At 62.6% G+C, this 25,720-nt stretch carries 24 protein-coding genes and 1 tRNA gene; 20 read left to right on the top strand and 5 right to left on the bottom strand.

The annotated features are described in order from the left end of the window. Positions 1-727 precede the first annotated feature (727 nt). The 7 genes from HY852_RS03610 to HY852_RS03580 all read left to right on the top strand — a co-directional run bounded on the left by HY852_RS03610 (position 728) and on the right by HY852_RS03580 (position 7,454). Positions 728-1,312, top strand: coding sequence for a hypothetical protein (locus tag HY852_RS03610; protein WP_291602706.1), 585 nt, complete (start codon positions 728-730; stop codon positions 1,310-1,312). A gap of 2 nt (positions 1,313-1,314) precedes the next feature. After that, a complete protein-coding gene (locus tag HY852_RS03605; protein ID WP_291602704.1) occupies positions 1,315-3,432 on the top strand; it encodes a terminase gpA endonuclease subunit in 2,118 nt (705 codons plus the stop codon). A 310-nt stretch (positions 3,433-3,742) separates the two neighbouring features. Beyond that, on the top strand, positions 3,743-4,240 hold the full coding sequence (locus HY852_RS03600) for a hypothetical protein (RefSeq protein ID WP_291602702.1): 498 nt from the start codon (positions 3,743-3,745) through the stop codon (positions 4,238-4,240). Positions 4,241-4,397: 157 nt separating this feature from the next. Further along, a complete protein-coding gene (locus HY852_RS03595) occupies positions 4,398-4,652 on the top strand; it encodes a hypothetical protein (RefSeq protein WP_291602700.1) in 255 nt (84 codons plus the stop codon). A 31-nt stretch (positions 4,653-4,683) separates the two neighbouring features. After that, positions 4,684-5,040: a hypothetical protein gene (locus HY852_RS03590; protein ID WP_291602697.1), complete on the top strand. Its 357-nt coding sequence runs from the start codon at positions 4,684-4,686 to the stop codon at positions 5,038-5,040. A gap of 152 nt (positions 5,041-5,192) precedes the next feature. After that, entirely contained in the window at positions 5,193-7,247 is a 2,055-nt protein-coding gene (locus HY852_RS03585) for a phage tail tape measure protein (protein WP_291602694.1), read from the top strand. A 9-nt stretch (positions 7,248-7,256) separates the two neighbouring features. Continuing rightward, positions 7,257-7,454, top strand: a complete 198-nt coding sequence (locus HY852_RS03580; RefSeq protein WP_291602691.1) for a hypothetical protein — start codon at positions 7,257-7,259, stop codon at positions 7,452-7,454. A 45-nt stretch (positions 7,455-7,499) separates the two neighbouring features. Here the strand turns inward: HY852_RS03580 and HY852_RS03575 are convergent, their stop codons facing one another. From HY852_RS03575 to HY852_RS03560, 4 genes are all read right to left on the bottom strand, one after another. Next, on the bottom strand, positions 7,500-7,967 hold the full coding sequence (locus HY852_RS03575) for a hypothetical protein (protein WP_291602688.1): 468 nt from the start codon (positions 7,965-7,967) through the stop codon (positions 7,500-7,502). Between the two features lie 77 nt (positions 7,968-8,044). Continuing rightward, entirely contained in the window at positions 8,045-8,410 is a 366-nt protein-coding gene (locus HY852_RS03570; RefSeq protein WP_291602685.1) for a helix-turn-helix domain-containing protein, read from the bottom strand. Positions 8,411-8,513: 103 nt separating this feature from the next. After that, positions 8,514-9,248 carry a hypothetical protein gene (locus HY852_RS03565; protein ID WP_291602683.1) on the bottom strand — a complete coding sequence of 245 codons (735 nt, stop codon included), beginning with the start codon at positions 9,246-9,248 and terminating at the stop codon, positions 8,514-8,516. A gap of 174 nt (positions 9,249-9,422) precedes the next feature. Further along, positions 9,423-9,665 (bottom strand): hypothetical protein, encoded by a 243-nt coding sequence (locus HY852_RS03560; protein WP_291602680.1) that lies wholly within the window; start codon positions 9,663-9,665, stop codon positions 9,423-9,425. A 384-nt stretch (positions 9,666-10,049) separates the two neighbouring features. Here HY852_RS03560 and HY852_RS03555 point away from each other — a divergent pair, with 384 nt between their 5' ends. The 7 genes from HY852_RS03555 (at position 10,050) to HY852_RS03525 (ending at position 15,368) form a co-directional block, all read left to right on the top strand. Further along, positions 10,050-10,913: a hypothetical protein gene (locus HY852_RS03555; protein ID WP_291602678.1), complete on the top strand. Its 864-nt coding sequence runs from the start codon at positions 10,050-10,052 to the stop codon at positions 10,911-10,913. A 155-nt stretch (positions 10,914-11,068) separates the two neighbouring features. Beyond that, positions 11,069-11,626 (top strand): hypothetical protein, encoded by a 558-nt coding sequence (locus tag HY852_RS03550; RefSeq protein WP_291602676.1) that lies wholly within the window; start codon positions 11,069-11,071, stop codon positions 11,624-11,626. A 108-nt stretch (positions 11,627-11,734) separates the two neighbouring features. Next, positions 11,735-12,454: a hypothetical protein gene (locus HY852_RS03545; RefSeq protein ID WP_291602675.1), complete on the top strand. Its 720-nt coding sequence runs from the start codon at positions 11,735-11,737 to the stop codon at positions 12,452-12,454. Further along, positions 12,447-13,148: a hypothetical protein gene (locus HY852_RS03540; protein ID WP_291602674.1), complete on the top strand. Its 702-nt coding sequence runs from the start codon at positions 12,447-12,449 to the stop codon at positions 13,146-13,148. The genes HY852_RS03545 and HY852_RS03540 overlap by 8 nt, the downstream gene beginning before the upstream one ends. A gap of 105 nt (positions 13,149-13,253) precedes the next feature. Next, positions 13,254-13,868, top strand: a complete 615-nt coding sequence (locus tag HY852_RS03535; RefSeq protein ID WP_291602673.1) for a hypothetical protein — start codon at positions 13,254-13,256, stop codon at positions 13,866-13,868. A gap of 4 nt (positions 13,869-13,872) precedes the next feature. Further along, entirely contained in the window at positions 13,873-14,103 is a 231-nt protein-coding gene (locus HY852_RS03530) for a hypothetical protein (protein WP_291602671.1), read from the top strand. Between the two features lie 2 nt (positions 14,104-14,105). Next, complete coding sequence (locus HY852_RS03525; protein ID WP_291602669.1) at positions 14,106-15,368, top strand: hypothetical protein; 1,263 nt, start codon at positions 14,106-14,108, stop codon at positions 15,366-15,368. Positions 15,369-15,384: 16 nt separating this feature from the next. Here the strand turns inward: HY852_RS03525 and HY852_RS03520 are convergent. Further along, a tRNA-Gln gene (locus tag HY852_RS03520) sits at positions 15,385-15,459 on the bottom strand. A gap of 290 nt (positions 15,460-15,749) precedes the next feature. Between HY852_RS03520 and HY852_RS03515 the strand changes: the two genes are divergently transcribed. From HY852_RS03515 to dxs, 6 genes are all read left to right on the top strand, one after another. After that, on the top strand, positions 15,750-17,525 hold the full coding sequence (locus HY852_RS03515; RefSeq protein WP_291602667.1) for an acyl-CoA dehydrogenase: 1,776 nt from the start codon (positions 15,750-15,752) through the stop codon (positions 17,523-17,525). 1,203 nt (positions 17,526-18,728) lie between these two features. Further along, a complete protein-coding gene (locus HY852_RS03510) occupies positions 18,729-20,396 on the top strand; it encodes a bifunctional UDP-sugar hydrolase/5'-nucleotidase (RefSeq protein WP_291602666.1) in 1,668 nt (555 codons plus the stop codon). Positions 20,397-20,492: 96 nt separating this feature from the next. Next, positions 20,493-21,422: a histone deacetylase family protein gene (locus tag HY852_RS03505; protein ID WP_291602664.1), complete on the top strand. Its 930-nt coding sequence runs from the start codon at positions 20,493-20,495 to the stop codon at positions 21,420-21,422. A gap of 70 nt (positions 21,423-21,492) precedes the next feature. Then, complete coding sequence (locus HY852_RS03500) at positions 21,493-21,744, top strand: exodeoxyribonuclease VII small subunit (RefSeq protein ID WP_291602663.1); 252 nt, start codon at positions 21,493-21,495, stop codon at positions 21,742-21,744. A 228-nt stretch (positions 21,745-21,972) separates the two neighbouring features. Beyond that, positions 21,973-23,271, top strand: a complete 1,299-nt coding sequence (locus HY852_RS03495) for a hypothetical protein (RefSeq protein WP_291602661.1) — start codon at positions 21,973-21,975, stop codon at positions 23,269-23,271. Positions 23,272-23,623: 352 nt separating this feature from the next. Further along, on the top strand, positions 23,624-25,552 hold the full coding sequence (gene dxs, locus HY852_RS03490; protein ID WP_291602660.1) for a 1-deoxy-D-xylulose-5-phosphate synthase: 1,929 nt from the start codon (positions 23,624-23,626) through the stop codon (positions 25,550-25,552). Positions 25,553-25,720 lie beyond the last annotated feature (168 nt).

The raw sequence follows: 25,720 nt of genomic DNA, 5'->3' as shown, positions 1-25,720 counted from the left end.
TTTCCGTATGTACGCACATGCGCGTGTGGGCGCGCGCGCGCGAGCAGTATGTTTCTAAACCTGAAATAAGCTCCCAATCTTCCCATGAGGGCAAAACGAGCAAAATTGGTCTTTCAAACCAATGTGTTCGTGCTGGGAGCATAATTCGAAGCTCCTCCCAAGTCCTCCCAATTTTGGAGCCAAGCTCCCAAATCAAGCAATCTCTGCGCCTCGCGACCACAGCCGGAGAAACTGTACCGCTCGGGTACAGTTTCGAGGTCATGCCGCATGGCAGAAGGGTCCGCAATTGCAGGGCTGATTTCTCGTGTCCACCGCGAGCGTCCGCGGTGGCGCGAATGCTGCGCACTCTGCTGACCGTCGGCCTGAGCGTCGCACGCCGGCGTTTAGAGTTCTCCCTCTCACCTGTCGCGTTGGTGCTTTCGATCGAAGGAGCGGCTGCTCAATGAACCGGTATGAGTTCGGCAAGGCCTTCAGCACTTCGACCGAACGCGCCGGATTGATGGTGCTGCAGCTCGACCATCGAAGGCTGATCGGCGGCCTCGCCTTGGATGGTGCCAGCGCCGACGCTGAGATAGCGGAACCCTCCGCAACTGAGAGGGCAAGGCAGGGTCGAGACGTCCGAGGGATTTGCCTGAGCTTCGCGGGTCCTTCTGGAGTTTTGGTCCACGCGAGTAATTCGGACCCCGAGATTTTTCTAGTTGATCAAGTTTGAAAACGATACACGCTCATGAACACTTCGCCGCACGATAGCACGGGTCTTGTCAGCGTCACGGAAGCGGCGCGGCGGCTGACTGAAGCCGGCGACAAGGTCGAGCGGTCGACGCTGTCTCGCTACGTCGACCGCTACGCCGCGGCGCTCAACCCGGTGAAGCGCGGTCGCGAGACCGTTCTCGATTTCGAGACGCTCAGGAAGCATCGCGCCGAGAACATCAACCTCGATGCGAAGCCGCTCGCCGGCGCTCGATCGAAATCGGATTCGCAGGCCCGCAAGCTTGACGCTGACGCGCGTCTCCGCGAGCTGGACCTGGCGGAGCGCGAGAGCAAGCTGACCTTGCGCGACGAGGTGGCGGAGGGCGCCGCTGTTGCCATCGCTGCGATGCGAGCAGCCATGGACGCCGCAGTCAACGACACCGCCGAGCAGCTCGCGCATCAGTTCGCCGGCGAGGCGCGACTGATCCGACCGAAGCTCCGGGCGATGACGGCGAAGGGTTTCGATGCGTTCGCCGACATGATGCGAGCCTACGCGTCCGACCCGCACGACGCTCTTTCAACGCCAGCGTCCGACTTAAACGCCGAAACGGCGGAGCGCTGACAATGTCGCTCAGCTCGGCGCAACTCCGCATCACCTTTCCGTCGATGCCGGATGGCCGGGTTTTGCTGGCGCGCGCCCTGGCCCAGGCAGCTACTCCTGAGGAGGACCTGACGGTTTCCGACTGGGCTGATCGGTACCGCGTTGTCAGCGCCGAATCCGGCTCGCGCTTCCCGGGCCAGTGGCTTACCTCCCGCGTGCCGCTCGCACGCGAGATCATGGATTGCCTGCATCCTGATCACCCCGCGCGCACCGTGACGAACATGGGCTCGGCGCAGATCGTCAAGACCGAGATCATCGTCAATTGGTTCGGATATATCGTCGACCGCGCGCCGGGCCCGATGTTGATCGTGCTGCCGTCGCTCGATGAGGCGGTGAAGTTCAATCGCGTCAAGCTGCAGCCGACCATCGACGCCTCGCCGCGCATCCAGCATCGCGTGCGCCCCGACAACAGCCGCGATGAAGCCGCGTCGACCACATCCTTCAAGCGCTTCAGCGGCGGCTTCGCCCAGATCGTGACCGCATCTTCATCGAAAGGCCTTCAGGGGATTTCCATCCGCTACCTGGCGATGGACGAGATCTCCGAGTATCCGCTCGACACCGACGGCCGCGGCTCGCCGATTACCCAGGCGGAAGCACGGCAGAAATCCTGGAGCGACCTCGCCAAGACCTACCGATCGTCGACGCCCGGGCTGCTCGGGGACTGCCGGATTTCGGAGATGTACGAGGCCGGCGACCAGCGTAAGGCCTACGTTCCCTGCCCGCATTGCGGTGATTTCCAGACGCTGCAGTTCGATCGCATGCAGCCGCCGAGCGAAACGACGAGACATCGCGTCACGTTCGCCTGCGCTTCCTGCGGCTCGCTGATCGACCAGGTGCACCGCGCCGAAATGCTCGCGAAGGCACGCTGGATCGCGACGCGCGTTCACGACGATGAAGCGCCCGTGCCCACGATCATCAAGGCGAGCGAAATCGAACAGTGGCACTGCCCGCCCTGCGAAGGGCGTTGCCGCGACTGGCAGCCGAGCTACTCATGGTGGTCGGCTTATTCGGATTTCGAACGCTGGGACGACATCTACGCCCGGGGGATCGCGGCCAAGGGCCATCCGCTGAAATGGAAAACGTTCTGCCAGCAAGATCTCGGCGAGCCCTTCGACCCGACCGCTGACGCGCCCGACTGGGACCGGTTGCTCACGGCTCGAAAGGAATGGCCGCGGGGCACGGTTTGCTGGCCGGCGTGCCTCCTCACCGGCTTTATCGACGTTCAGGGGGATCGGCTGGAATGGGGCGTCTGGGCATGGGGGCCGGAAGGCCAAGGCTGGCTGGTCGATTGCGACGTCATCCCGCATCCGGCCGAAACGGATGAAGCGTGGCGGGAGGTTGATGCCCTTTTGGGAAGGACTTTTCGCACCGCGAACGGGGCGGTGATCGGGGTCACGTCATGGGGCATCGACACGGGCTATATTTCGCCGGTGATCTATCAGCGGGCGCTTGGCCGTCATAACCTGCGCGTCTGTAAAGGCGCATCAGGCGCCCGCGCCAGGGACGCGCTGCCATGCGTGGTTCGCAAGGTGCCGCTCAAGACGTCGCTAGGGCGGAAAGTTCACGGGCGCGCCGTCCGCCTGCACTTCATCGGAACGTTCGGGCTGAAAAGCGCCGTGTACCATGGGCTGCGGGGATTGATTGAGGGACCCGATGTCGACGGACGATTCCGGCACGGGACGCTGCACCTGCCGGACTGGGTCGGAGAAGATTACGCCAAGCAGCTTACCGCAGAGGTTCTGTTCGACCCCAAGGCCCAGGCCAAGGGCAAGGCTCGGCGGGCGATGATGGAACGCCCCGGTGATCAGCGGGAATGGCGCAAGACGCCCGGCCGCGCGAACGAAGCGCTCGACATCGTCGTCGGTTGCCGCGCGCTCGCCTGGCTCGAGAAGATGGACAGTTGGTCGCCAGCTCATTGGGCCGATCGCGCGAACGCCATCTGGCGGACCGAGGCAGCGATCGCCGACGACCTCTTCAGCGCGGCGCCGGCCCAGATCACGAAGCCGGCGTCGCCCCTGCTCGGCACATCCAAGCGGGCCCGTGGCCGGCGTGTCCTGAGCCCCGGCGTTCGGCTGTCGTAGCCTGCGCAAACTTGCGCAGGCGCCGTGTCCAGGTCGGTCAGACTAAAGCTGTTGTTTTCGGAATTTGAATTCCGAACAATTGCGTTTTTCTTGCCGTCACGTGGGTCCTAGTTTCGGGTGGCGTCGGACGTTGGCGCAAGAGAGCAAAGGGGCACGCGCAGATTTTTCCTCGGCAAGTCTTGGTCCAGAGCTTGTTTCGGAAACTCCTTCGCAATCCCTAGGGACCGAGGCGCAGATCTGATCGCGGACGGCGCCTCGGTCCCGACAAACCGAAAAAACAGCCGCTAGAATCGATTTTAGGAGACCGCTCATGTCACTCGCCGATGTTTGCAGGGAATTGTGGGCCGAACACTCAGCACCAGTGGCTCAAGCGGTTCAGCCGCCGACCGCGCCGCTCTCAAGTGATGCATTGGCGCGCATTCATCGCCATGTCGCTGCGACAAAGGCCGCCATGGCGGGGCATGGTCCTGGAGCTGTTGCCGCAGCCTCTCCCCTCGAACCGGATCGCCCGGCGCCCGCGTCAGTGACCGGCGAATCGACCTATCGCGCGGAGTGGAACGGCTCGGCGGCGCTTCAGCACGAATTCGTCGACGTCGAGACCTACGTCGCTTTGCGCAAAGCCGAAGCAGCCGGCCGCGTCAAAATCATTTCAAAGCTCGCACCGTCGCTAAGCGCAAATGGCACGCCAGACGCCTGGCGGGCCGAGTGGGAAGGATCCTCAGCTCTGCAGGCAGAATTTTCGGACGTCGGCGCTTACGTCGCGCTACGAAAGGCCGAGAAGGCCGGCCGCGTGAGGCTCTGGCGATAAAGCCAGACGATCATTCCGAAGGACTTCCGGCATGCGCCCACGTTCCCAAACCGCGACCTTCCGCCAAAACACTCCGGCTGAAGTCAAGAAGCTGGAGGCTGATCTCGTTAGCCTCAAGCGCGTCCTGAGCACAACGCCAGAAAGTCAGAAGCAGCTGTTGAGCGAAACACGCGCTGCACTCGCCGATGTCGAGTATCGGCTTCAGGTTCACCGCCAGAATGCCGCCAATTCGCCGGAAGCCATCTTGAAACGCAAGGAAGGCGAGCTCGCTGCAGCTCGGGGCGAGCTTGACCGCCTGAACAAGGTCCAGCCGCCCGACAAGGTGATGCTCAGCGCGGCCCGGGGCAGGATTCGGGATCTCGAAGAGTACATCAAAGCGATGCGTCAACAGATGGCGGCGGGCTCGAGTTAGCCAACGCCTCTACAGAAAAGGAAACCATGCAATGCAGTTGAAGACCTCGACGATCGAAGCGGACGGCAAGACCTATATTCTCAGCATGAGCGCCAATGCGATGTGCGAGATGGAGGAAAAGGCCGCTGCGGGATTTGGGAGCATCCTCGCGGATCTGGCGGTTCCGGAGAGGATCACGATCAGCCGAATCCGATGGCTGTTCTGGGCCGCTCTTACCGACAATCATCCGGAGATTACGGTCCAGGAGGCCGGCAGGCTGATCGAAGCATGTGGCGGTCTCAGTGCCGCCGTCGAAACCATTATCAACCTCTTTGAAGATGGTGGAATGACCGCGCTGGTCGGACCTGATGCTTCGATGTCGTCCAGCGGCGAGCCTCAGAAGGCCTGATAACTCCACCTGCCCAGCGAGAGGAGAACTTCGAAATGGCATCATCCGGATCGACTTTGGGCGTGCTTCGCGTCGTTCTCGGCGGCGACCACTCTGGCCTGGATTCCGCGTTGAAGCGCTCGGAGACCAAGGTTGCTTCATTCGGGAAGCAGATGGCCGCCGTATTCGGCGGTATCCAGCTTCAAAAGTGGGCCGATGGGTTCGCCTCCTCGCTGACCTCGGCGTTCGGCCATGCTGACGAGCTTGGCAAGGCTGCGCAGAAGTGGGGAATTCCCGTCGAGGAGCTGTCTAAGCTGCAGCATGCGGCGGCGCTGTCTGATCTTTCCATCGAGCAGCTCGGCGGCGGTGTTGGCAAATTCAGCAAGAACCTCGTCGAGAGCCTCGGAAATCCGTCGACCGCGGCGGCGCGTGCACTGACATCCTTGGGCATCAGTGCGAAAGACAGCGGCGGTCAGCTCCGGCCGACCAGCGACATCATCAGCGACATCGCCGAACGCTTCGCCGGCATGAAGGACGGGGCCGGCAAGACGGCGCTTGCGATCGCTCTCTTCGGCAAGTCGGGTGCCGACCTCATCCCAATGCTGAACTCAGGCAAGACCGGCCTGAAGGAGATGAAGGATGAGGCCGCGGCGCTTGGCCTCACGATCACCGACAGGACGGCGAAAGCCGCCGAAGCGTTCAACGACAATCTGACCCGGTTGAATGCAGCCAAGAACGGGATCGTCATGACGATCTCGGCGCGCCTGGCACCGGCGCTAGCTGACATTTCAGGAAGGTTCATCAAGTTCGTAAAAGACAACGATCTCGTGACCAAGGCGGCCGATGGCTTCTCACGGGCAATCTTGTTCGTGAGCGACAATGTCAAGTTGCTCGGCAATCTGCTCGGGATTTTCGTCGGATCACAGATCGTCGGTGCCGTGGCCGCCATTGCGATGAGCTTTGTCACGTTCGCAAGGTCGATCGCAGCGGCCACGCTGGCGACGACGATGCTAAACGCCGCCAAAGCGATTTCGATCGCCCGCATTGCGGCCTTCGCCGGGGTGATCATCTATGCCACGGGCAACATGCCCGCGTTCATCGAGCAGCTCGAAAAAATCGGGACTGCTGTGGCAGGCATGCTGCCGAAAGGCGCATCAGATTCGATCTCTCAGGGACTCAAGAATATCGGTCTCGACACCGAGGCTCTGACCGCTGAGATCGAAAAACTCGGGACGGCGAGCGAGGAGGCGAAGAAGAAGCTGAAGGATCCTCCGAAGGTCGCAAGTGAGGAAGAAATCGCCAAGATGAAGGCGTACAACGCCCAACTGGCGAACCTCTCGATCCGCACGCGGATCACCAAGGGCGATTTCGACGCGCTTGCGCCGGGCTTTGCGCTCGCCGCGCTGCAGCTCGGTCTCTTTGGGGACAAAGGACAGAAGGCTGTAACGACGCTCGAGGGTCTCACGCCCAAGATGGCGATGTTGAACACTGAGCTGCTCAAGAATGCCGCCGTCAATGCGCTGCAAACCATCGAGACGCCCTACGACAGGTTGGCAAAGAGCGTTGCCGTCTACGACATGATGCTCCGTGAAAACGAAATCACCGTCGAGCAGCACCGGGCACTATCGGTGAAGGCGGCCGAAGACATGGGGTTGGGCTGGCAAGCCATGGGCAACAGCCTTGCGAGCTTCTCCGGGGCCATGTCCCAGCTTACGGGCACGTTCGCCAAAAACAATAAAACCATGGGGATCGCGTCGAAGGCGTTCGGCATCGCCCAGGCGATCATCAACACACAGATGGCCGCTACGAAGGCGCTCGCGTTTTATGGGCCAACCCCGCTCGGCTATGCCGGCGTAGCCGCTGCGATAGCGCAGGGTGCGGCGTCTGTTGCCACGATTTCCGCTCAGTCCTTCGCGAGCGGCGGCCTTGTGCAAGGCCCCGGCACCGGGACGAGCGATAGCGTCCTGGCTAGGCTTTCCGCCGGTGAATTCGTCATGCCGGCGGCAATGACGAGAGAGTTCTATCCGGAGCTGAACGCGATGCATCGGGGGGAATATCCCTTCCCTCCGGACCATGCCGCTGGTGCCCCCGGAGTTTCGACGGCGCCCAAGATTGTCGAGGTGCGCGGCTTGGGTCGCGACAAGACTTACAACCACGATGATATCAGAATGATCATCGAAGGGATCAACGGCCTGGTTGCCGACGGCTACGTTCTGAAGGTCACGTAGGTTCCTGCCATGTCCGACAACGCCCGCGATTTTCTCAAGCAGATGCTGCGCGACCGATCTCAGGTACAGGTGAGTGCGATGAACGATGCGGAGTTCTTCGCCTACATCGAGGCGCTCGTCGAGCTCCTGGAAGTGGCCCAGGTCGAATTCGAGCGCCGGCGGAAAATCGCGGAGATGGGAACCGCTGAGCCCGCAGGATCGGCTTAAAGAGAAAGTCCGACCTCAGCTAATCCTGCCGGCGCTTGCGAGAAATCATGAGAAAACGAGCGCCACGAACTCCGACAAAACCTGTTCGTACTTGCCCTGGTCCGCTTCATTGATCTCGAAGTCGTCTATCTTGCCAAGTGCGTGAGGTCCATATGCACGCGGCTGGGCCTTGCCATAGGCGCTGATGTTCAGGACCAACTGCCGGTTTTTTACATCGGGTGCCTTCTCGTCATGAAGGACAATATACAATTGCGCGATGGCTGGCGGTGTCGCTTGGCTCGCCTCGGCAATCTTGAGCTGCAACCCATCGCCGCGGAGCCGCTCATTTACCGATTCGATGGCGGCGCCGATTTCCTGAAGCGACATTGCCCATCGTTGACGGGAGGCATCCTTTCGCGCCGACTTTTCTGCCAATGCTTTCTCAGCCGCGGCCTTCTCCAATTCGAGCCTGGTGACGGCCGTTCGCCTCCTCGTAAGCGCTGCGGCTAGCTTGGCTTCTGCGTCTTTGTCCATCGCTCGTAATCCCTCGATTCTCACCTCAGCTGAGGCTCGTGTGGAAGCTCGATTGCGTCTCACGTGCCCATGTGTCGTCAATTTTCTCGCTCCGAGCGAAGCCTCTCATTGGCTAGTCGGCGCATTCGTTCGATCACCTCTGAGTAATGTTCGCTCGGCGTCCTGCCTGGCCGTCTGAAACCAGAGCTGCTCAAGGCAACGGAAACGACGCGCCGAGGCCTCAGCTCTTCCGCCCTTCGACGTATCTGATCCTCGCTGCTTCGCACATAATCCTCCAGCGCGGCGACGTCGAAGGTCCATATTCCCCGCGGCTTCGCCGCACCAGGGATTTGGCCCAGCTGAGCCATGTCGCGCACTGTGCGGGCTGAGAGGCCTAGAATTGAAGCGGCCGCAGCGATTTTAATGCGTTTGCGGATGGTGCTGTCGATGTTGCGTTGCTTCATCGTCCTCCTCCATCGCGGTCGGGATGCCTACGCGCCCACTATCATGCTGAACTTGATCAGACCGCGCCAAAGTTCGCCGCAGCCGCACCGCGGAGACCAACAGTCACACCCCGGCCGGCCCTTGGGCGACATCGATCACGTGGCGATCGGTCCCGATGGTGATCACGATTGTATACGTCTTGGACCCGCCACCCGCGTCAGTGGGGGGTGCCAAATGGAGCTGCCCGCCGTACCACTCCGCTGGCATTAGCGTATTGTCCTTGATGACGGATTGCTCGAGCGCGGCCATGTTTCGTTGCCCGCTCTCGACCGTCGCCGCGATCATCGTTTCGTTTTGGACGGCGGCATTGTTCTGAGCGATCACTGCCGCAGTCGGGCTATAGAACGTCCCTGTGCGACCGCTTGGCGTTGTATAGTGGCCGCGCCCGGCTTGGGACGCGCTATAGGCGTTTCCGGCGGCGGCCACGCCGGTCAGCACCGCAGCGACGATCTGGCGGTTTCTCTCCTCCTGCACAAGCATCTCATAGGTCACGACCTTCATTTCGAAGTCGGATCCCGCGACGTGCTGTACGGCTTCGACCTGCGACACTCTGAAATCGATCGGCTGCCTGCTCAAATTGTTGATGCCCAGGACGAAGACCGGCCGCCCATTGGTCTGTATCTGCCGCGAAGCTGGCCGGACCAGCACCAGTGAATTTTTTTGCCGCGACACCAGCGCGGGTTGACCGTCCCGGATGAGCGACTGTTGCTGTGGATTGGACGGCCGAAATTGGACTGTCTCGGCTGTGACGCAGCCGGCCACCATCGCGCATAGCGCGACAACTCCTAGGTTACGCATTTTGGCTTCCCCCAAACCCAATGCCCGCATCCAAGCGCAACTAGCGCGGGAGGGCAAGGGTCAGTTCGTCTTGCGCGATCGGAAGCAGAGCAAATGAGGTAGTCAGCACTGGCCGGAGTCGCCGCCCTCACGCGCCCGCCACATCATCAGGAAGTCGCCTTCTCGCGACCAGGTTCATTTCGGTACACCGAGCTTTTTCCTCAGCGCGTCGAGGCTGACGCGCGCGATCGCGATGCACTCTGCGTTGCGCGCCGCAGCCCGTAGGAAGACCTCATCCTGCGCATTTTGGGGAAAGCGGACGACGCGAGCCCTGAGTCCTAGAATGAACGCGTTCCACTTTGCCTGAGCTTGAGGCCCGTCGAGATTCGAACTGAGCGCCTCCCGCCAAAAATCATCAACCAAATCTTCGACGGCCATGCACTGCCCCCAGCGCCTCTCCGGGGATCAGCCTAACGCAACCTCAGGGCGTGCGAAAGCCGCCCCGGAGGGGCTTGCCTCTTCGCTGCAAATCATTGAGATTGGGCGTTGGGCTTGGAAACCCGGACCGAAGATAGAGGCCGCGACCCTTGGCGGGGTCTGCCGCCTGACACGCCTAGAGCCTTTGGCGAGGCTCGAAGCGTAACTGGCTGCACCTTGGCGGGTGCACCGACCTGGCCAATATGGCCGGGAGCGGTGCGTCATGTCCAGAGGGGAAACCCTTAAAAGCGCCGCCGGCCTGTCTCTTCGGCAGGTTTCCAACTCCCGGCTGCCGGTCTGATACCGGCGACGGCCTTGGAAAGCCGAAATCCGAAGAGCAACCTCATGACATACGAACGACCGATGTTTCCGCCGCGGGCGGGGACGAAGCATTTGCCCTGCTCGCCTGCGGGCGTGCCGGCGAGAAATACTTGCGGCGTGGAAGTACCTCCGCCGTGGCCTGCGCAAATTTGCGCAACCGCTCCGAAGGTGCCAGAGATCGGCAGGCGCGGCCTGCTGGGTGCCTTCCTGGCACTGGTGCCTGCGACCGCCGCGGCCGGCGCCGTCGCATCCCTGACCACGAGCGCCCCGCCGGCGCGCGAAAGCCGGCGCCTGGTCTGGCTGGGCGAGCAGCTCGACCAGACCGCCGCTCAACTCACGGCGGCCATCGCCCGCGAATCCGATTGCCGTGCAGTTGCGCAACAGCGCCTCCCCGAGCCGCCGGCGGAGATCACCTTTGAGCCCGGCCGACGTCCGCCGGCGTGGTGCGGCGTCGAATCCGAGCGTGACGTTGACGGGAAGATTGCCTACTACCGCGGAAACGAGCGATCGGCACGGAAGATCGCATGGCCTCCGGAAATCGAATCTTTCCTCAAGTTCGAAGACGGTCGAACCAGAGAGGCCAAAGCGGCGCGCCGCGTGCTGGCGATGGCCCGCGAATACTGGGATGCGCGTGAGCGCGCGATCGAGGGCGCCGGATATTGGGATGCGGCGGAAGCTGCCCATCAGATCTCCCGGCGCATCGATCGCATCGCCGTCCTCATTTACAAATGCGAGTGCAGCAGCTTCTGGGGGCTGGCGATCAAGGCGCGCGCGCTCACCGTCGCCGCTCATGTGGATGCGGTCAACGGCTACTTCTCTGGCAGGAGCGCGGTGCTCTACGCCGGCAAGCTGGCGGATGACGTGCTGCGCGTGCGCGCCACGGTGTAGCGAATCCATCTGATCATCAGCCGCCGGTCACGCATCGGCATTCCTTCAGCCCAATCGAGAAACCAACCATGTCGCATCACATCGACAAAAATGGGCGCTACGATCGCGCGCCCGCGCAATCCGCATCGGGCGCAAGCGTAAGCAGGAGAGTATTCATGAACAAAGTTGTGGCCGTCCCCGTCGCAGCAGCCGCGTCGATCGCGGCGCCCGCCTTCGCTGAGCAGATGTTGCCAGCTCATCAGCTGGCACCAACGCTGCAGCCGGAAGCCGCACCAGATCCGGATGCAGCCATCCTCGAGCTCGGCCGTGAGTTCGAGCGCTTGCTCGCGATCGAGCAGCGGCTCGAAGTGGTAAAATCGCGACTGCACGAGGAGTCCGACCTCCTCCAATGTAGGAAGCTGGGCATCGATCTGGATGATCGGGAGGCGCGAGACATAGCGCTGATGGAGCATTCGCGCGGTGATTTGTACCGGTCTTGGACCATCGCGGCGCGGGAGAGCGGCTACAGCAACGCGGCAGACAAGTGGAACCGAGCATCCGAGAAAACGGGACGAGTGGGTAAAAAAGTTTTCAAGCTCGCCCCTCCAAAAACATTGGCCGGCCTGATGGTCAGGGTGCGCGTGATCGAAACGCATGACGAGATCTTTGACGACGAACCGCTCGACATGTTGCTGGACGAAATCAGGCAATTCGCCGAGCGCGCCTCGGCTTGAGCCTCTCTGAAACCCTACGGCGCCGGCGCACGCCCTTCGACAAGCAAGCTCCCAAACGGGAGCTTGCGCATTCTCCGCCGCGCTGGGGGCGCGGAAGTTTCCCGGTTGATGGATGTGACGACCGCCCTTGAACCGTTGCCCTTGCTAAAGCCTCGAGTATATTCTCGTCGAAGATACTGGGGTACGAAAATGATTCGCCATACGCCCGTTGCCATTTTCGAGGCGCTGAAGGCCGCCACCTTCACGATCGACCAGGTGGCCGCGGCTCTCATGATCCGGCCAATGGTTGTCTGGAACTATCACATCAAGAACGGACTGGATCTTTGCTCCGAAGCGCCTGGTCGCGGCAGCCCGCGGCTGTTCTGCCTGATGGACGTCTACATGCTGGCGCTGCTCCGCGAGATCGTCCCCCTGACAAACAACGGCACATTGGGCGCGCGGGACGTGAACCGCCTGGTGTTCTCGTGCGATCCGGAGGACGAACCGCCACTGCCGCCCAGCAAGCGCGCCGGTCGCAAGCGATTGATGCGCGAGGATATCGAACAGGCGCACGAACTGTTCACCTACCGATGTCCCATCGGGCTTGGTTCCGGGCATTTTAGCAACGACTGGTTTCTGCTGACCAGGGATGTGGTCAGGGATGGCTTTCGTCCAGCCAGATACAACGCTCACGATGCTCAGTACCGCGCCGGCGAGTTCACCGATCTGCTGCACCACGGCGCAATCGTGCGCCCTTCGGGCGCGTTCGTGAATGCAACCATGGCGCTGACGCTGGTCGATCGACGCATGATTCAGATCATCAGCAAGATGGAGCCCATCGATGCTTAGCTCGAAGGACGATGACAGAACAGACAATTTTTCAGTGGTCACACCGTCGACTGTGCTGAGCCAGGACTACATCCAAAGCCACGGTTTCTCAGTGTCAGAGGCGCTCGATCGCTTTTGCGATTGGACGCAAGAACTCGGACCTTCGGAGCGGCTTCGACCGGATGGCGCTCCCTTCTCGCGTGGCCAGACGTGCCGCCCGGTAAGCGCGGTGTGGTCCGAGCTTTGCGGCCGGCTGGAAGCCGAACAGGTTCTTTGGTTTGGTCGGAAGAACGATCCTACGGTTGATTGGTCGCGGATCCCTGGTAGTGCAGCAATCGAGTTCTCGATTGCGGATATCGTGCAGAGCCGTTTCAGCGGTCCCCATGAGATCAAGCTCTACGATGTCAAATTTCTCCAGGCGGGCGCCGGCGCCCTGCCGGCGGTCGCCGCGCCGACCACGGATAGGCCCAGCTTGAAGCGGGGACCGAAAGGTATTCCGCCCAACGAATTGAATGCCGTCATGCAGTCTCTTGTTTTGAGGTTGATCAGGGAACGGAAGGGCTTGCCGAAAGGCGCCGCCGATCTGTGCACGGAGTTCGCGGTGGAAGCTGAAAGCCTTAAGAAGCGTGGAAAAACGACCAAAGCCCGAGAATTCATCATGCAGGAATGGTGCTGGCTCTACGATGCCTGCGCGGAGGAACGCTCAACGAAATAGGCCGGGATCCCAGTAAGGCGGTTTCGGAATTGAAATTGCGAACATCTGCGTTTTTGTTGGGCTTGCCGGTCCCCTATTTTCTCCAAACCAATTTGGAGAACCGAGATGTCCCTCATGAAATCGCTTCTGGATCGACTTCCAACGCTGCGGAATTCGCAAGATTTTTCCGTAATCATCCCCGAACTACAGCAGCGTCTCGACCTGGTCGAAGCCGAAGCAGATGACCTGAAAGTCGATCTGGAAAACTCTCTGTTCGAATCGCCTGAGAAGCTGAACGCGGTAAAGGCAAGGATTGCCGCAAATCTCGCCGAACAGGAAGAGCTCAAGATCGCGATCTCCGGCGCCGAACGGCGACATCAAGACGCGATCAGGGCCGAAACGGCAGCTGAGGTAGAGCGGCGCATGAAGGAGGCAAAGAAGTTGCAAGCCACGTTGCGCACCGACTACATCCAGCTTCACGAACACCTCGATGCCGCAACAAAGCTGCTCCTGGACATCCGGAAGCGTGAGAACGAAGTGAAGTCCGCCAACGAGCTGGCGGCGCACCACAAGCGCACGGATCTGATCGTCCGGAGTCCGTGGTGGCATCTGGGCCAGATGATCGGCCACGCCGGCCACAATGAGGAATATCCGCTGACCGGCATTTTGATTCGCGGATATTTCCCGAACAAGCATCCCGACGGCCCTGCCCTGGCGCGGATGAAGGAAGTGAAGCTGTAAGGCCATGAGCCGTCGACCGGCTGCAATTCCGGCAGGATCCTGGCCGCGGCGCATGCCGGCGGCGCTGGCGGCCGGATATTGCGGCGAAACCAATGTCGAGGACTTCCTCAAGCGCGTCGGGGTGGATTACCCTCAGCCGCGTGTGTCAGAGGGGCGCCGGCGGCTATGGCTGAGGGACGATCTGGACGCGGCGATCGTGCCGGGTGTGGTAGGCGACATCGCAGAGGATTTGTGACCGTGGAATTGCCCCGTCACGTCATCCCCAAGGTGCTGGCCGGCGGCAGGACGGCCTACTACTACAATGTGCCGACGAAATATCGCGCGCTGAAATGTCCGATTCCGAATGAGCCGCTCGGTAGCGACTACGCCAAGATGACGGCGCGCGCCGAGACGCTGAACGGTCTCTTCGACGAATGGGATCGCCAGCGCAAGGGGCTGCCGATAACCGGCGTTTCGATGCCCAAGTATGGCACGGTCGACTGGCTTTTCCGGGAATATAAGCTGAGCAAGGCGTATCTCGAAAAAGTCGCTCCGCGCTCACGGCCGAACTACGAATGGGCGATGCAGGAGATCTGCAACACGCTTACGAAAAAGGGCGATCGTGTCGGGGACCGGCCTGTAAAATCTGTGACGCCGCGGGGCGCCGACAAGCTCTATGATCGCTTCATCGCCGGTTCCAAGGGCGAACGGCTGCGGACTGGCGAGAAGATGACGCTGCTTTGCCGGAAGGCCTGGCGCGTTGTGCATCGGCTTTTCCCCGACGAGTTCCCTCGGGACATCCCGAATCCCTGGCTGGGCGTCACCATGAAAAACCGGGTGAAGCAGACCAAGCACGCGGTCACGCGCGACCAGGTCTACACTTTCGCGCACGGCTGCGTAGAGCGCGGCGAAGTCGAGGCGGCTGCGGTAGCCGTCATCTGCTTTGAGTGGCTGCAGCGGCCGGAAAACGTGATTGCGGGCCACATCAAGTGGACGGGCTATCGCAACGGCAAGCCGACCATCCGCATTGAGCACCACAAGACCGGCGCGACCATTGATCATCCGCTCGAGGAGCGACTGCCCGACGGCACGGTGGTCAGGTTCTATGAGGAAGCGGAGGAGATCCTGGCGCATCTAAAGCGCCGCGGCGTCCCCATGATCTTGCGCGAGGTAGAGGAAGGGAAGTCGAAGCCGTTCGCTTTCAGCACGATGCAGCACATCGTGCAACGCATGCGAAAGAAGCTCGACCTTCCGAACATCTTCACCTTCGATGCCTGCCGGCACGGCGGAATGACCGAGCTCGAGGAAGCCGAACTCACGGAAGGTCAAGGCCGCGCTTTGTCAGCCCATCGAACGCAGCAGAGCTACGCCGGATATGCGAAGCGCACCGAAAGCCGGATGCTCTCAGCGACGCGCAAGCGCCACGCTCATCGGCTTGCGAACGAAACAGCCACAGCCGTTCAGAACGCAGCAGGTGAAGGCGTTCAGAATGAAAAATCGGGGGCAATCAAAAGTGCCTGAAACAAATAGCAAATCTTGGCTGGGGCGGGAGGATTCGAACCTCCGCATGGTGGAATCAAAATCCACTGCCTTACCACTTGGCGACGCCCCAACAGACTTTGTGGAAAGCGGCGGGCGATAACGGGCCCGCAGGCTCTTGGCCACGCCCGGTCTATCGACACGGACGCCGCATTTCAACCGCCGAAATGGCAATTTTCGCCCCCATTCGGACGTTCTGATCCGGACAAATGACGCTATGATCAGGTGCTGTGGCACGGGCGCCTTTTTGGCGCCCGGACTCGCCCCTCGGCGCGGTCCGATCCCGCCGATCGCACAGTTGAGACCAAGCCCGTTTCGTGGGAATAGGACCGCCCGTTTCCTAGCCGAAAGACGAGATTTCGCATGACCTACCGTGCGCCGCTCAACGACATGCTGCTTGCGCTGAACCATGGCGCGGGCCTGAAAGCCGCCCTGGAAGCCGGCCATTACGGCGATTTCGACCCCGATATCGCCGCGGCCGTGCTGGAAGAGGCCGGCAAGTTCGCGACCGACGTGCTGGCGCCGCTCAACCGGGTCGGCGACCAGAACGGCATCAAGCTCAAGGATGGCAAGGTCACCACCGCACCCGGTTGGCCGGACGCCTACAAGCGCTGGACCGAGGCCGGCTGGAACGCGGTCTCCGGTTCCGAAGACTTCGGCGGCCAGGGCCTGCCGGCCGCGATCAATGCCGCCTGCACCGAGATCTGGAGCGCCTCGAACGTCGCCTTCGGCCTGTGCCCGCTGCTGACGGCTTCCGCGATCGAGGCGCTGGACGCCCATGGCAGTGACGAGTTGAAGAAGATCTATCTCGGCAAGCTGATCTCGGGCGAATGGACCGGCACCATGCAGCTGACCGAGCCGCAGGCCGGCTCCGACGTCGGCGCGCTGCGCACCCGCGCCGAACCCGCCGGCGACGGCACCTACCGGCTCAACGGATCCAAGATCTTCATCACCTACGGCGAACACGACATGACCGACAACATCGTGCATTTCGTGCTCGCGCGACTGCCCGATGCACCCGGCGGCACCAAGGGGATTTCCCTGTTCCTCGTGCCGAAATTCCTGGTCAATGCCGACGGCTCGCTCGGCGCGCGCAACGACATTTACGCGAGCGGCGTCGAGCACAAGCTCGGCATGCACGCCTCCCCGACCTGCACCATGACCATGGGCGATCACGGCGGCGCGATCGGCTACCTGATCGGCGAGGAAAACCAGGGCATGCGCTGCATGTTCACGATGATGAACCAGGCGCGGCTCGGCGTCGGCCTCGAAGGCGTCGGCATCGCCGACCGCGCCTATCAGCACGCCCTCGCCTATGCGCAGGAGCGCCGCCAGGGCCGCGCCGTCGGCAAGCAGGGCGAAGGGTCCGACCCGATCATCGTGCATCCCGACATCAAGCGCATGCTCTTGCAGATGCGCGCGCTCACTGCCGCGGCGCGGAGCATCTGCTACGCCACGGCGGTCGCGCTCGATGTCTCGATGCGGGCGAAGGATGCCAAGGTGCGCGCTGAGGCCGCGGCGCGCGGCGCGCTGCTCACCCCGATTGCGAAAGCGTTCTCGACGGACATCGGCAGCGAGGTCGCCTATCTCGGCGTGCAGGTTCACGGCGGCATGGGCTTCATCGAGGAGACCGGAGCCGCCCAGTACTATCGCGATGCGCGCATCACCTCGATCTATGAGGGCACCAACGGCATCCAGGCGATCGACCTCGTCACCCGCAAGCTCGGCGCCAACGGCGGCGCTGCGGTGTGGGCGCTGCTTTCCGAACTCTCCGGCATCGTCAAGCAGGTCGAGGCATCGAACGATCCCGCCTTCGGCACGACCGGCGCCAAGCTGCGCGACGGCCTTGCCTCGCTCGAGCGCACCAGCAAGTGGCTCCTGGAGCGGCTGGCCTCCGCGCCGAACGAGGCGCTGGCGGGCGCGACGCCTTACCTGCGCCTGTTCGGCTCGGCCGTCGGCGGCTGCATGCTGGCGCACGAGGCGCTGGCCGCCAAAGCCGAGGGTGGCGATGCGCAGCGTCACGTGGCAGTCGCCCGCTTCTTTGCCGAAAACGTCACGGTGCAGGCCGGCGCGCTGGAGCGGACCGTGATGGATAGCGCCGATTCCGTCGTCGGCGCCGATGCGGTGCTGCTGGGATGAGGCTGCGGCCGCGACGAGTTCGGCGTCGCCCATTGAGTCCGTGAGCGCCGCTACCGTCATGGCCGGGCTCGTCCGGTTTGTCCCGGGCAATGACGACTGAGGGTCGTGGCGCGCGTCTGCTTCAACAATGTCATTGCGATGAGCGAAGCGACGAAGCAATCAAGACCGCCTCCCGATGGATCCTCGCTATTTTTTTTGGCACAGTCATTGCGAGCGAAGCAATCCAGACTCGGATGCATTCTGGATTGCTTCGTCGCTTCGCTCCTCGCAATGACGCATGAGGCACAGTTTCGCCTTCTCGCGGCACGATGTGCCCGAGCTTTGCTGCACTTTCACACCCTCTTATAGAACAGAGGGCGCAGGGAAGACCGGGTGCCGGCTAGCACCCGCGGTCTCGTGTGCAAATTGGGCAAAGAAGCCGCACACGAGCATACAGGTGTAGCCGAGAGCAACCCGGCCTTCCCTGCGCAGTGGCTTTACGGCTTACTTCGTGCTCTCCCCGGCGACGAATTCCTTTTTGTCACCGTCGCTCCGCAGATTGCCGGCGCCTCGCACCCGGTTGGGCTAAAGGACACCTCCGCGAAACTTGACTGCAGCAACGGCAGCCAGGACCACACGACTTCGCCGTACGCGGCATTCGTTTCTCACCGAGAGCCTTCGAGATTTGTGCACCCACATCGAAGGATCGATGAGACGAACTTGCAGCGCCGTTCGTCCGCGCGCCGCCTGATCGCTCACGAGAGAACCCGCCCTGCAATCGGCCATCGCGCCTGACGCTGCCGCGTCCACCGCATCCTGGCCCACGTTCGTGACGACCCGCGATCGCCCCTCTTGCCGGGCAAGGACGACGCCTCCATACGCCGAATCCGAATTCTGATAAAGCGAAATATTTTCGCTGGCGAGGCTTGACAGGTTTCAGCCGATTTGCCCGTCGGGCCGTCGGGTGAACGGGATTGAGCAGGAATGCTCGGACGCGGCCTTCCCGGACGGGCGAAACGATAACCTAATCATGATCTGCGGCTTGCGCTGCGCTACATGGATACCGTCTCCTGTTGCGACGTCTTCGCAAGGAAGAAGGAATAAGGATAGAGGAAATTCGCTCACCGTCCCCGGACGGTGAACACGCAGATAAAATCTTCGAACTCGATTCACCTCTCTGGTGCAAGCTTCCTGAAGTCATCGCTCCCTCGGCTGGTTCGTTCCATGAAATTTCGTTTTCTTCAGACACTGGGCGCAGCGGCGCTGACGCTCGTGGCGGCAGCGTCCGCTCTCGCGCAGAGCACGGAGCCGGTGGAGTTGCGCATCCTCGCGATCAACGACTTCCACGGCAATTTGACGCCGCCGCCCGGCGGCATCCGGATCACCGATCCCGAGGACAGGACCAAGAAGGTGACGATTGAGGCGGGCGGCGTCGAGTACATGGCGACCGTCGTCAAACGTCTGCGCGAGGGCCGCAACAATTCGATCTTCGTCGCGGCCGGCGATCTGATCGGCGCGAGCCCGCTTCCGTCGGCGATGTTCCATGACGAGCCGACGATCGAGGCGCTCTCCAAAATGGGCCTCGAGCTCAGCGCGGTCGGCAATCATGAGTTCGACGAAGGCAGCGACGAACTCCTGCGCATGCAGAACGGCGGCTGTCACCCGGTCGACAAGTGCCAGGGACCGCATCCCTTCACCGGCGCGAAGTTTCGCTATCTCGCCGCCTCCACCTTCGAAACGGCGACCGGCAAGACGATCCTTCCACCCTACGAGACCCGGACCTTCGACGGCATTCCGGTCGCCTTCATCGGCCTGACGCTGAAGGAAACGCCCGAGATCGTCGCCCCTGGCGGCGTCGCAAGCCTCGAATTTCGCGACGAGGCGGAAACCGTCAACACGCTCATCCCCGAGCTGAAGGCGCAGGGTGTTGCGGCCATCGTGGTGCTCATCCACGAAGGCGGCCTACCGACCGGCGACCACAACGAATGCCCGGGCATTTCGGGGCCGATCATCGATATCGTGAAGAAATTCGATCGCGCGGTCGACGTCGTCATCAGCGGCCACACCCATCAGGCCTACGTCTGCGAGATCGACGGCCGGCTCGTCACCAGCGGCGACAAGTTCGGCACGCTCGTCACCGCGATCGACCTGAAGCTGGATCGGACGACGCGCGACGTCATCAGCGCCAGGGCCGAAAACGTCATCGTCCGCAGCAATCCGACGCCAAAGGACGCGGCGCAGACGGCGCTGCTGCAATCCTACGACAGGCTCGCCGCCCCCATCGCGAACCGAAGGGCCGGCAGCGTGACCGCGACGCTGTCGCGCGTGCCGAACGAAGCCGGCGAAAGCGCGCTCGGCAGCATCATCGCCGACGCGCAGCTTGCGGCGACGCGCGAGGAAAAGAACGGCGGGGCCGCTATCGCGCTCACCAATCCCGGCGGCATCCGCACCGAAATCGTCAGGAGGGAGGACGGCACGGTGACCTACGCCGACGTGTTCGCGAGCCAGCCGTTCCGCAACCGGCTCGTGACGCTGACGTTCACCGGCGCGCAGATCAAGGACATGCTCGAGCAGCAGTGGCTGGATCCGAGACGGCCGCGGATCCTGCAGGTCTCCAAAGGCTTCAGCTATGCGTGGGACGCCAGCAAGCCATACGGCGAGCGTGTTGTCGCCGATCGCATGAGCCTGGATGGAGTTCCGATCGATCCGGTGAAGACCTATCGAGTGACGGTGAATGATTACCTTGCCGGCGGCGGAGACGGTTTCACCGTGGCGAAACAGGGAACCGAACGGCGTTACGGCATTTACGATGCCGACGCGCTTTTTGGCTACTTCCAGGTAAACAGCCCCATCGGTCCGGCCGCGCCTAGCCGCATCTCGCGAATGAACTGAGCCGTATTCGACCAACCGATGATCGCCCAGCCCTTTCCGATCGGCAGGTAACGGCTTACATTGCCGCCCGCGCCACAGATGCGCCCAGGGGACTTCATGAGCACGCTGTTTCTTTCCCATTCGGCATGTCTGCGCCATGCCACGCCGCCGGGTCATCCCGAGCGGGCTGACCGGCTGCGCGCGGTTGCCGAGATCCTCTCGGAAGAGCGCTTCGGCAAACTGGCCCGCGACGAGGCGCCCGAGGGCAATCTCGACCTGGTCACGCTGTGTCACAACGAGCATTATGTGACGGAACTTCGGCATATGGCCCCGACCTCCGGCACGATCTACGTTGACGGCGACACCTCGATGTCGCCGGGCACCTGGGACGCCATCATGCGCGGTGTCGGCGGCGCGGTGGCGGCCACCGAAGCCGTGATGTCGGGCCAGCACGAAAACGCCTTCGTCGCGATCCGCCCGCCGGGCCATCACGCCGAAACCAACAAGCCCATGGGCTTCTGCTTCTTCGACAACGTCGCGATCGCCGCGCGGCACGCGCAGCGCAAATACGGCATCGAGCGCGTCGCGATCGTCGATTTCGACGTTCATCACGGCAACGGCACCCAGGACATCTTCTGGTCCGACAGGACCGTGATGTACTGCTCGACCCACCAGATGCCGCTGTTTCCGGGCACGGGCAGCCGCGGGGAACGCGGCGACCACGACACCATCGTGAATGCGCCGCTGGTCTCCGAAGACGGCGGTGTTGAGTTTCGTGCGGCATTCGAGAACCTGATCCTGCCGCGCTTGAAGAGCTTCGGCCCGGAACTGATCATCGTCTCCGCGGGCTTCGACGCGCATTACCGCGATCCCCTCGCTTCGCTCAATCTGAAGGCAGAGGACTACGGCTGGGTCACGCGCCAGTTGATGGACATCGCCGACGCCAGCGCGGGGGGTCGAATTGTTTCGGTGCTCGAGGGTGGCTATGATCTCCAGGGCCTGCAAGAGTCGGTCGCGGCCCATGTCGGCGCCCTGATGGGCGCGTAGCACCGCCGCATACGCCCGCAGGATTTAGCTTCACATGCGCCCACGACGAAGGCGCAATCGGAAACCGGATATGGCCGAAAACACCCAAGTGGACGTCAAGCAGCTTTCCTTCGAGCGCGCGATCGAGGAACTCGAATCGATCGTAAAGCGGCTGGAAGAAGGCAAGGTCCCCCTCGAGGAATCGGTTGCCATCTACGAGCGCGGCGAGGCCTTGAAGCGCCGCTGCGAGGAGCTGTTGCGCCAGGCCGAGGCGCGCGTCGACAAGATCACCACCGATGCGGCCGGCCAGGCCACGGGCACCACGCCGCTCGACGTCCAGTAGAGCGATCGATACGGCGGTACATCTCCGCAGTACGCGGCCCGGCGGGCGAGAGCGTTGCGCAAATAGCTCTTGGCGCGTCGGCCGGCCTGTTATAGTCCCCAGCAAGCCTCGGAAGGGATTTATGAGATCGCGATCCGGGCGGAACGATCTTGCCGGCGACGCGCCTGCGAGGGAGATAGGCCTTCAAGCCAGGGGCGCGGAAGGCTTTGTGCGGGGATCACAGATCAGGTGCGCGTTCAGAACCGCCATATCATCTATGTGCAGGGATACGATCCGCGCGGTCTGGCGCAGTATTACCGCATGTTCCGCACCGAGCTGCGCAAGTTCGGCCGCCTGTACGATCTCGCAACCACCATCAGCCGGCCCAAGGGCGTATCCGATGCGGAGATCGCCTCCTGGAGCATCGAAACCAAGGCGAGCAACTGGCAGACCCGCACGGATTACGACTTCCTGCGCTTCGAAGACTTCATCCAGCGCGACCTCGCTTCGCCGATCTGGTCCACGGTATTCAAGGCGATATGGATCTACTGTCGCCTGATCTGGCGCGGCACGATCGTGCGCTTCGCCAGGGCGAACTGGCGCTTCGCCACTTTCATCACCTATCCGCACCTGATGCTGCTTCTGGAGGCGGCATGCGCGGCGGGCATCGCCTTCCTGTTCGAGAAGGGACTGGACGCGCTCGGCATCCCCGACCTGTTCAGCTTGCTTGCCGCCGCCGCGCTGTTCGTTGCGCTGCTCGGGACCATGCTGAAGTACACGGAGGAGCGGACCTACCTGCTCTACCTGCTCTGCGACACGATATGGACGTGGGAATTCTCCCATCGCGGACGCCCGGAATGGGACCAGCGCATCGATCGCTTCGCCGAGCATCTCGCCAAGGTGGCGCGCACGAGCCCGGCCCAGGAAATCGTCGTGGTCGGCCACTCCTCCGGATCGTTCCTGGCGACGGAAATCATGGCGCGCGCGCTCAAGCTCGATCCGGAGCTCGGGAGCCACGGGCCGCGCATCGTTCTCCTAACCCTGGGCGGCAACTATCCGATCGTCGGCTATCACGCCGCGGCGCAGGATTTCCGCGACCACCTGCGCCAGCTCGCGGTCGAGCCGTCGGTCGACTGGATCGACTGCCAGGCGCGCAAGGACGTGATGAACTTCTTCAACTTCGACCCGATCGCCGCCCACGGCATCGATGTCGGCAGCGCCCGACGCAACCCGACCATCGTACCGGTCAGGTTCCGCGAGATCATCGATCCGGAACACTATAATGTGTTCCGCTGGCAGTTCTTCCGGGTGCATTTCCAGTTCGTGATGGCCAACGAACGGCCGCACGCCTACGACTTCTTCATGATCGTCTGCGGCCCGGTCCCCCTGCGCGAACGGGTGGCGATGCCGGTCCATGCCCTTGCAATTGCAACCGGTGACCCGATGGCCCGGGAATGGGCCTGGCGCAGGCTGGACGGCGCTTCTCCCCGCGGCAGCGGTGCTGCCGAGCTGGGCGAGGCGGAACCGCCGGCCCTCAGCGGCAGTTAGGAAGGCGGCCCGCCGGGCCCCATTACCTCCGTCGATGTTCCCGCGGGTTGGCTTTGGCTGCAACTTTGTTGTAAAGCTTGCGGTCTAGCGCTTTTTTGCAAGCCCTGCGCCAGCGGGTTTTGCCATACTAAGAGCTTGAAATCGCAGAGGTAAAATGGCTGAGACGGTTGAAGCCAGAAGAGTGATTGAGATCACATTGACTGAACCGGAGCGCATCTAAGCTTTGACTAAGCTTTGACATCGGGCTTCGTCCCCGCAGGTGACCCCGGCTGACCGGTTTCTCGCTTGCGTTGATACTCAAACCCATCTCGCGCCGGGACCTGCGTTCCGGCCTGCAAAATTGGAAACCGCCGTGACCGAATTCAGCAAGACGCCGCTTCTCGATACCATCCGCACTCCGCAGGATCTGCGCCGGCTCAAGGTGGACCAGCTCCGGCAGGCCGCGGACGAGCTGCGTCAGGAGACCATCGATGCCGTTTCGGTGACCGGCGGCCATTTCGGCGCCGGCCTCGGCGTGGTCGAACTGACCACCGCGATCCATTACGTTTTCGATACCCCGCGCGACCGTCTGATCTGGGACGTCGGGCATCAGGCCTATCCGCACAAGATCCTGACCGGCCGGCGTGACCGTATCCGTACCTTGCGCACCGGCGGCGGCCTCTCCGGCTTCACCAAGCGCAGCGAAAGCGACTACGACCCGTTCGGGGCCGCGCACTCCTCGACCTCGATTTCGGCCGGCCTTGGCATGGCCGTGGCGCGCGACCTGGCCGGCGACAAGAACAACGTCATCGCCGTGATCGGCGACGGCGCCATGTCGGCGGGCATGGCCTATGAGGCCATGAACAATGCCGGCGCGATGAGCTCGCGCCTGATCGTCATCCTCAACGACAACGACATGTCGATCGCCCCGCCGGTCGGAGCGATGAGCGCCTACCTGTCGCGGCTTTACTCCGGCAAGACCTACCGTTCGCTGCGCGAGGCGGCCAAGCAGCTCGGCCAGCATCTGCCCAAGGCCATAGCCGACCGCGCCCGTCGCGCCGAGGAATATTCGCGCGGCTTCATGATGGACGGCGGCACACTGTTCGAGGAACTCGGCTTCTATTACGTCGGCCCGATCGACGGTCACAATCTCGACCACCTGCTGCCGGTCCTGAAGAACGTCCGCGACATGGAGGCGGGCCCGATCCTGGTCCATGTCGTGACGCAGAAGGGCAAGGGCTATCCACCGGCGGAAGCTTCCGCCGACAAGTATCACGCCGTGGTCAAGTTCGACGTCGCGACCGGTACGCAGGCAAAGGCCAAGCCGAACGCGCCGGCCTACCAGAACGTGTTCGGCCAGAGCCTGGTCAAGGAAGCGGAGAAGGACGACAAGATCATCGGCATCACGGCGGCGATGCCGTCCGGTACCGGCATCGACATCTTCGCCAAGGCGTTTCCCGACCGCTCCTTCGACGTCGGCATCGCCGAGCAGCATGCGGTGACGTTCGCCGCGGGCCTTGCCGCCGAAGGATACAAGCCGTTCTGCGCGATCTACTCCACGTTCCTGCAGCGCGGCTACGACCAGATCGTGCATGACGTCGCAATCCAGAGCCTGCCCGTGCGCTTTGCGATCGACCGCGCCGGCCTCGTCGGCGCCGATGGCGCCACCCATGCCGGCTCGTTCGACAATGCCTATCTCGGCTGCCTGCCCAACATGGTCATCATGGCGGCTTCGGACGAGGCGGAACTCGTGCACATGGTCGCAACCCAGGTCGCGATCAACGACCGCCCGAGCTCGGTGCGCTATCCGCGCGGCGAAGGCCGCGGGGTCGAGATGCCGGAGGTCGGCATTCCCCTCGAGATCGGCAAGGGCCGCATCGTCCGCGAGGGCAGCAAGATCGCGCTGCTCTCGTTCGGCACCCGGCTCACCGAATGCGAGAAGGCCGCCGACGAGCTGGCGGCACACGGCCTGTCGACGACGATCGCGGACGCGCGCTTCATGAAGCCGCTCGACACCGAGCTGGTCTCAAGGCTCGCGCGCGAGCACGAGATCCTGATCACGATCGAGGAAGGCTCGATCGGCGGCTTCGGCTCGCATGTCGTTCAGTACCTGACGGACCAGGGCGCGCTCGACAACGGGCTGTTGCGGGTCCGCTCGATGGTGCTGCCGGACGAGTTCCTCGACCACGACACGCCGAACGCGATGTATGGCCGTGCCGGCCTGGACGCCAAGGGCATCGTCAAGAAGGTGTTCGAGGCGCTGGGCAAGGACTTCAAGACCGAGGCGGCGAAGCTCGCCTAAAGGCAAGCCGAACGCCGGCCTGCCCCGACCTCTCCCCGACGGGCAGAGGCTTGGGAACCGAAGCCGGGCAACCTGAGCTCATTGTGCGCTCACGCAGCGCTTTGGTGAGAGCCCATGAAGATCTATCTGGCAGGTCCCGACGTCTTCCTGCCGGAGGCGGTCGAGATC

This window comes from Bradyrhizobium sp., from assembly GCF_016213215.1.
GTDB lineage: Bacteria > Pseudomonadota > Alphaproteobacteria > Rhizobiales > Xanthobacteraceae > Bradyrhizobium.
This window is presented reverse-complemented; position numbering and strand designations above follow the sequence as displayed.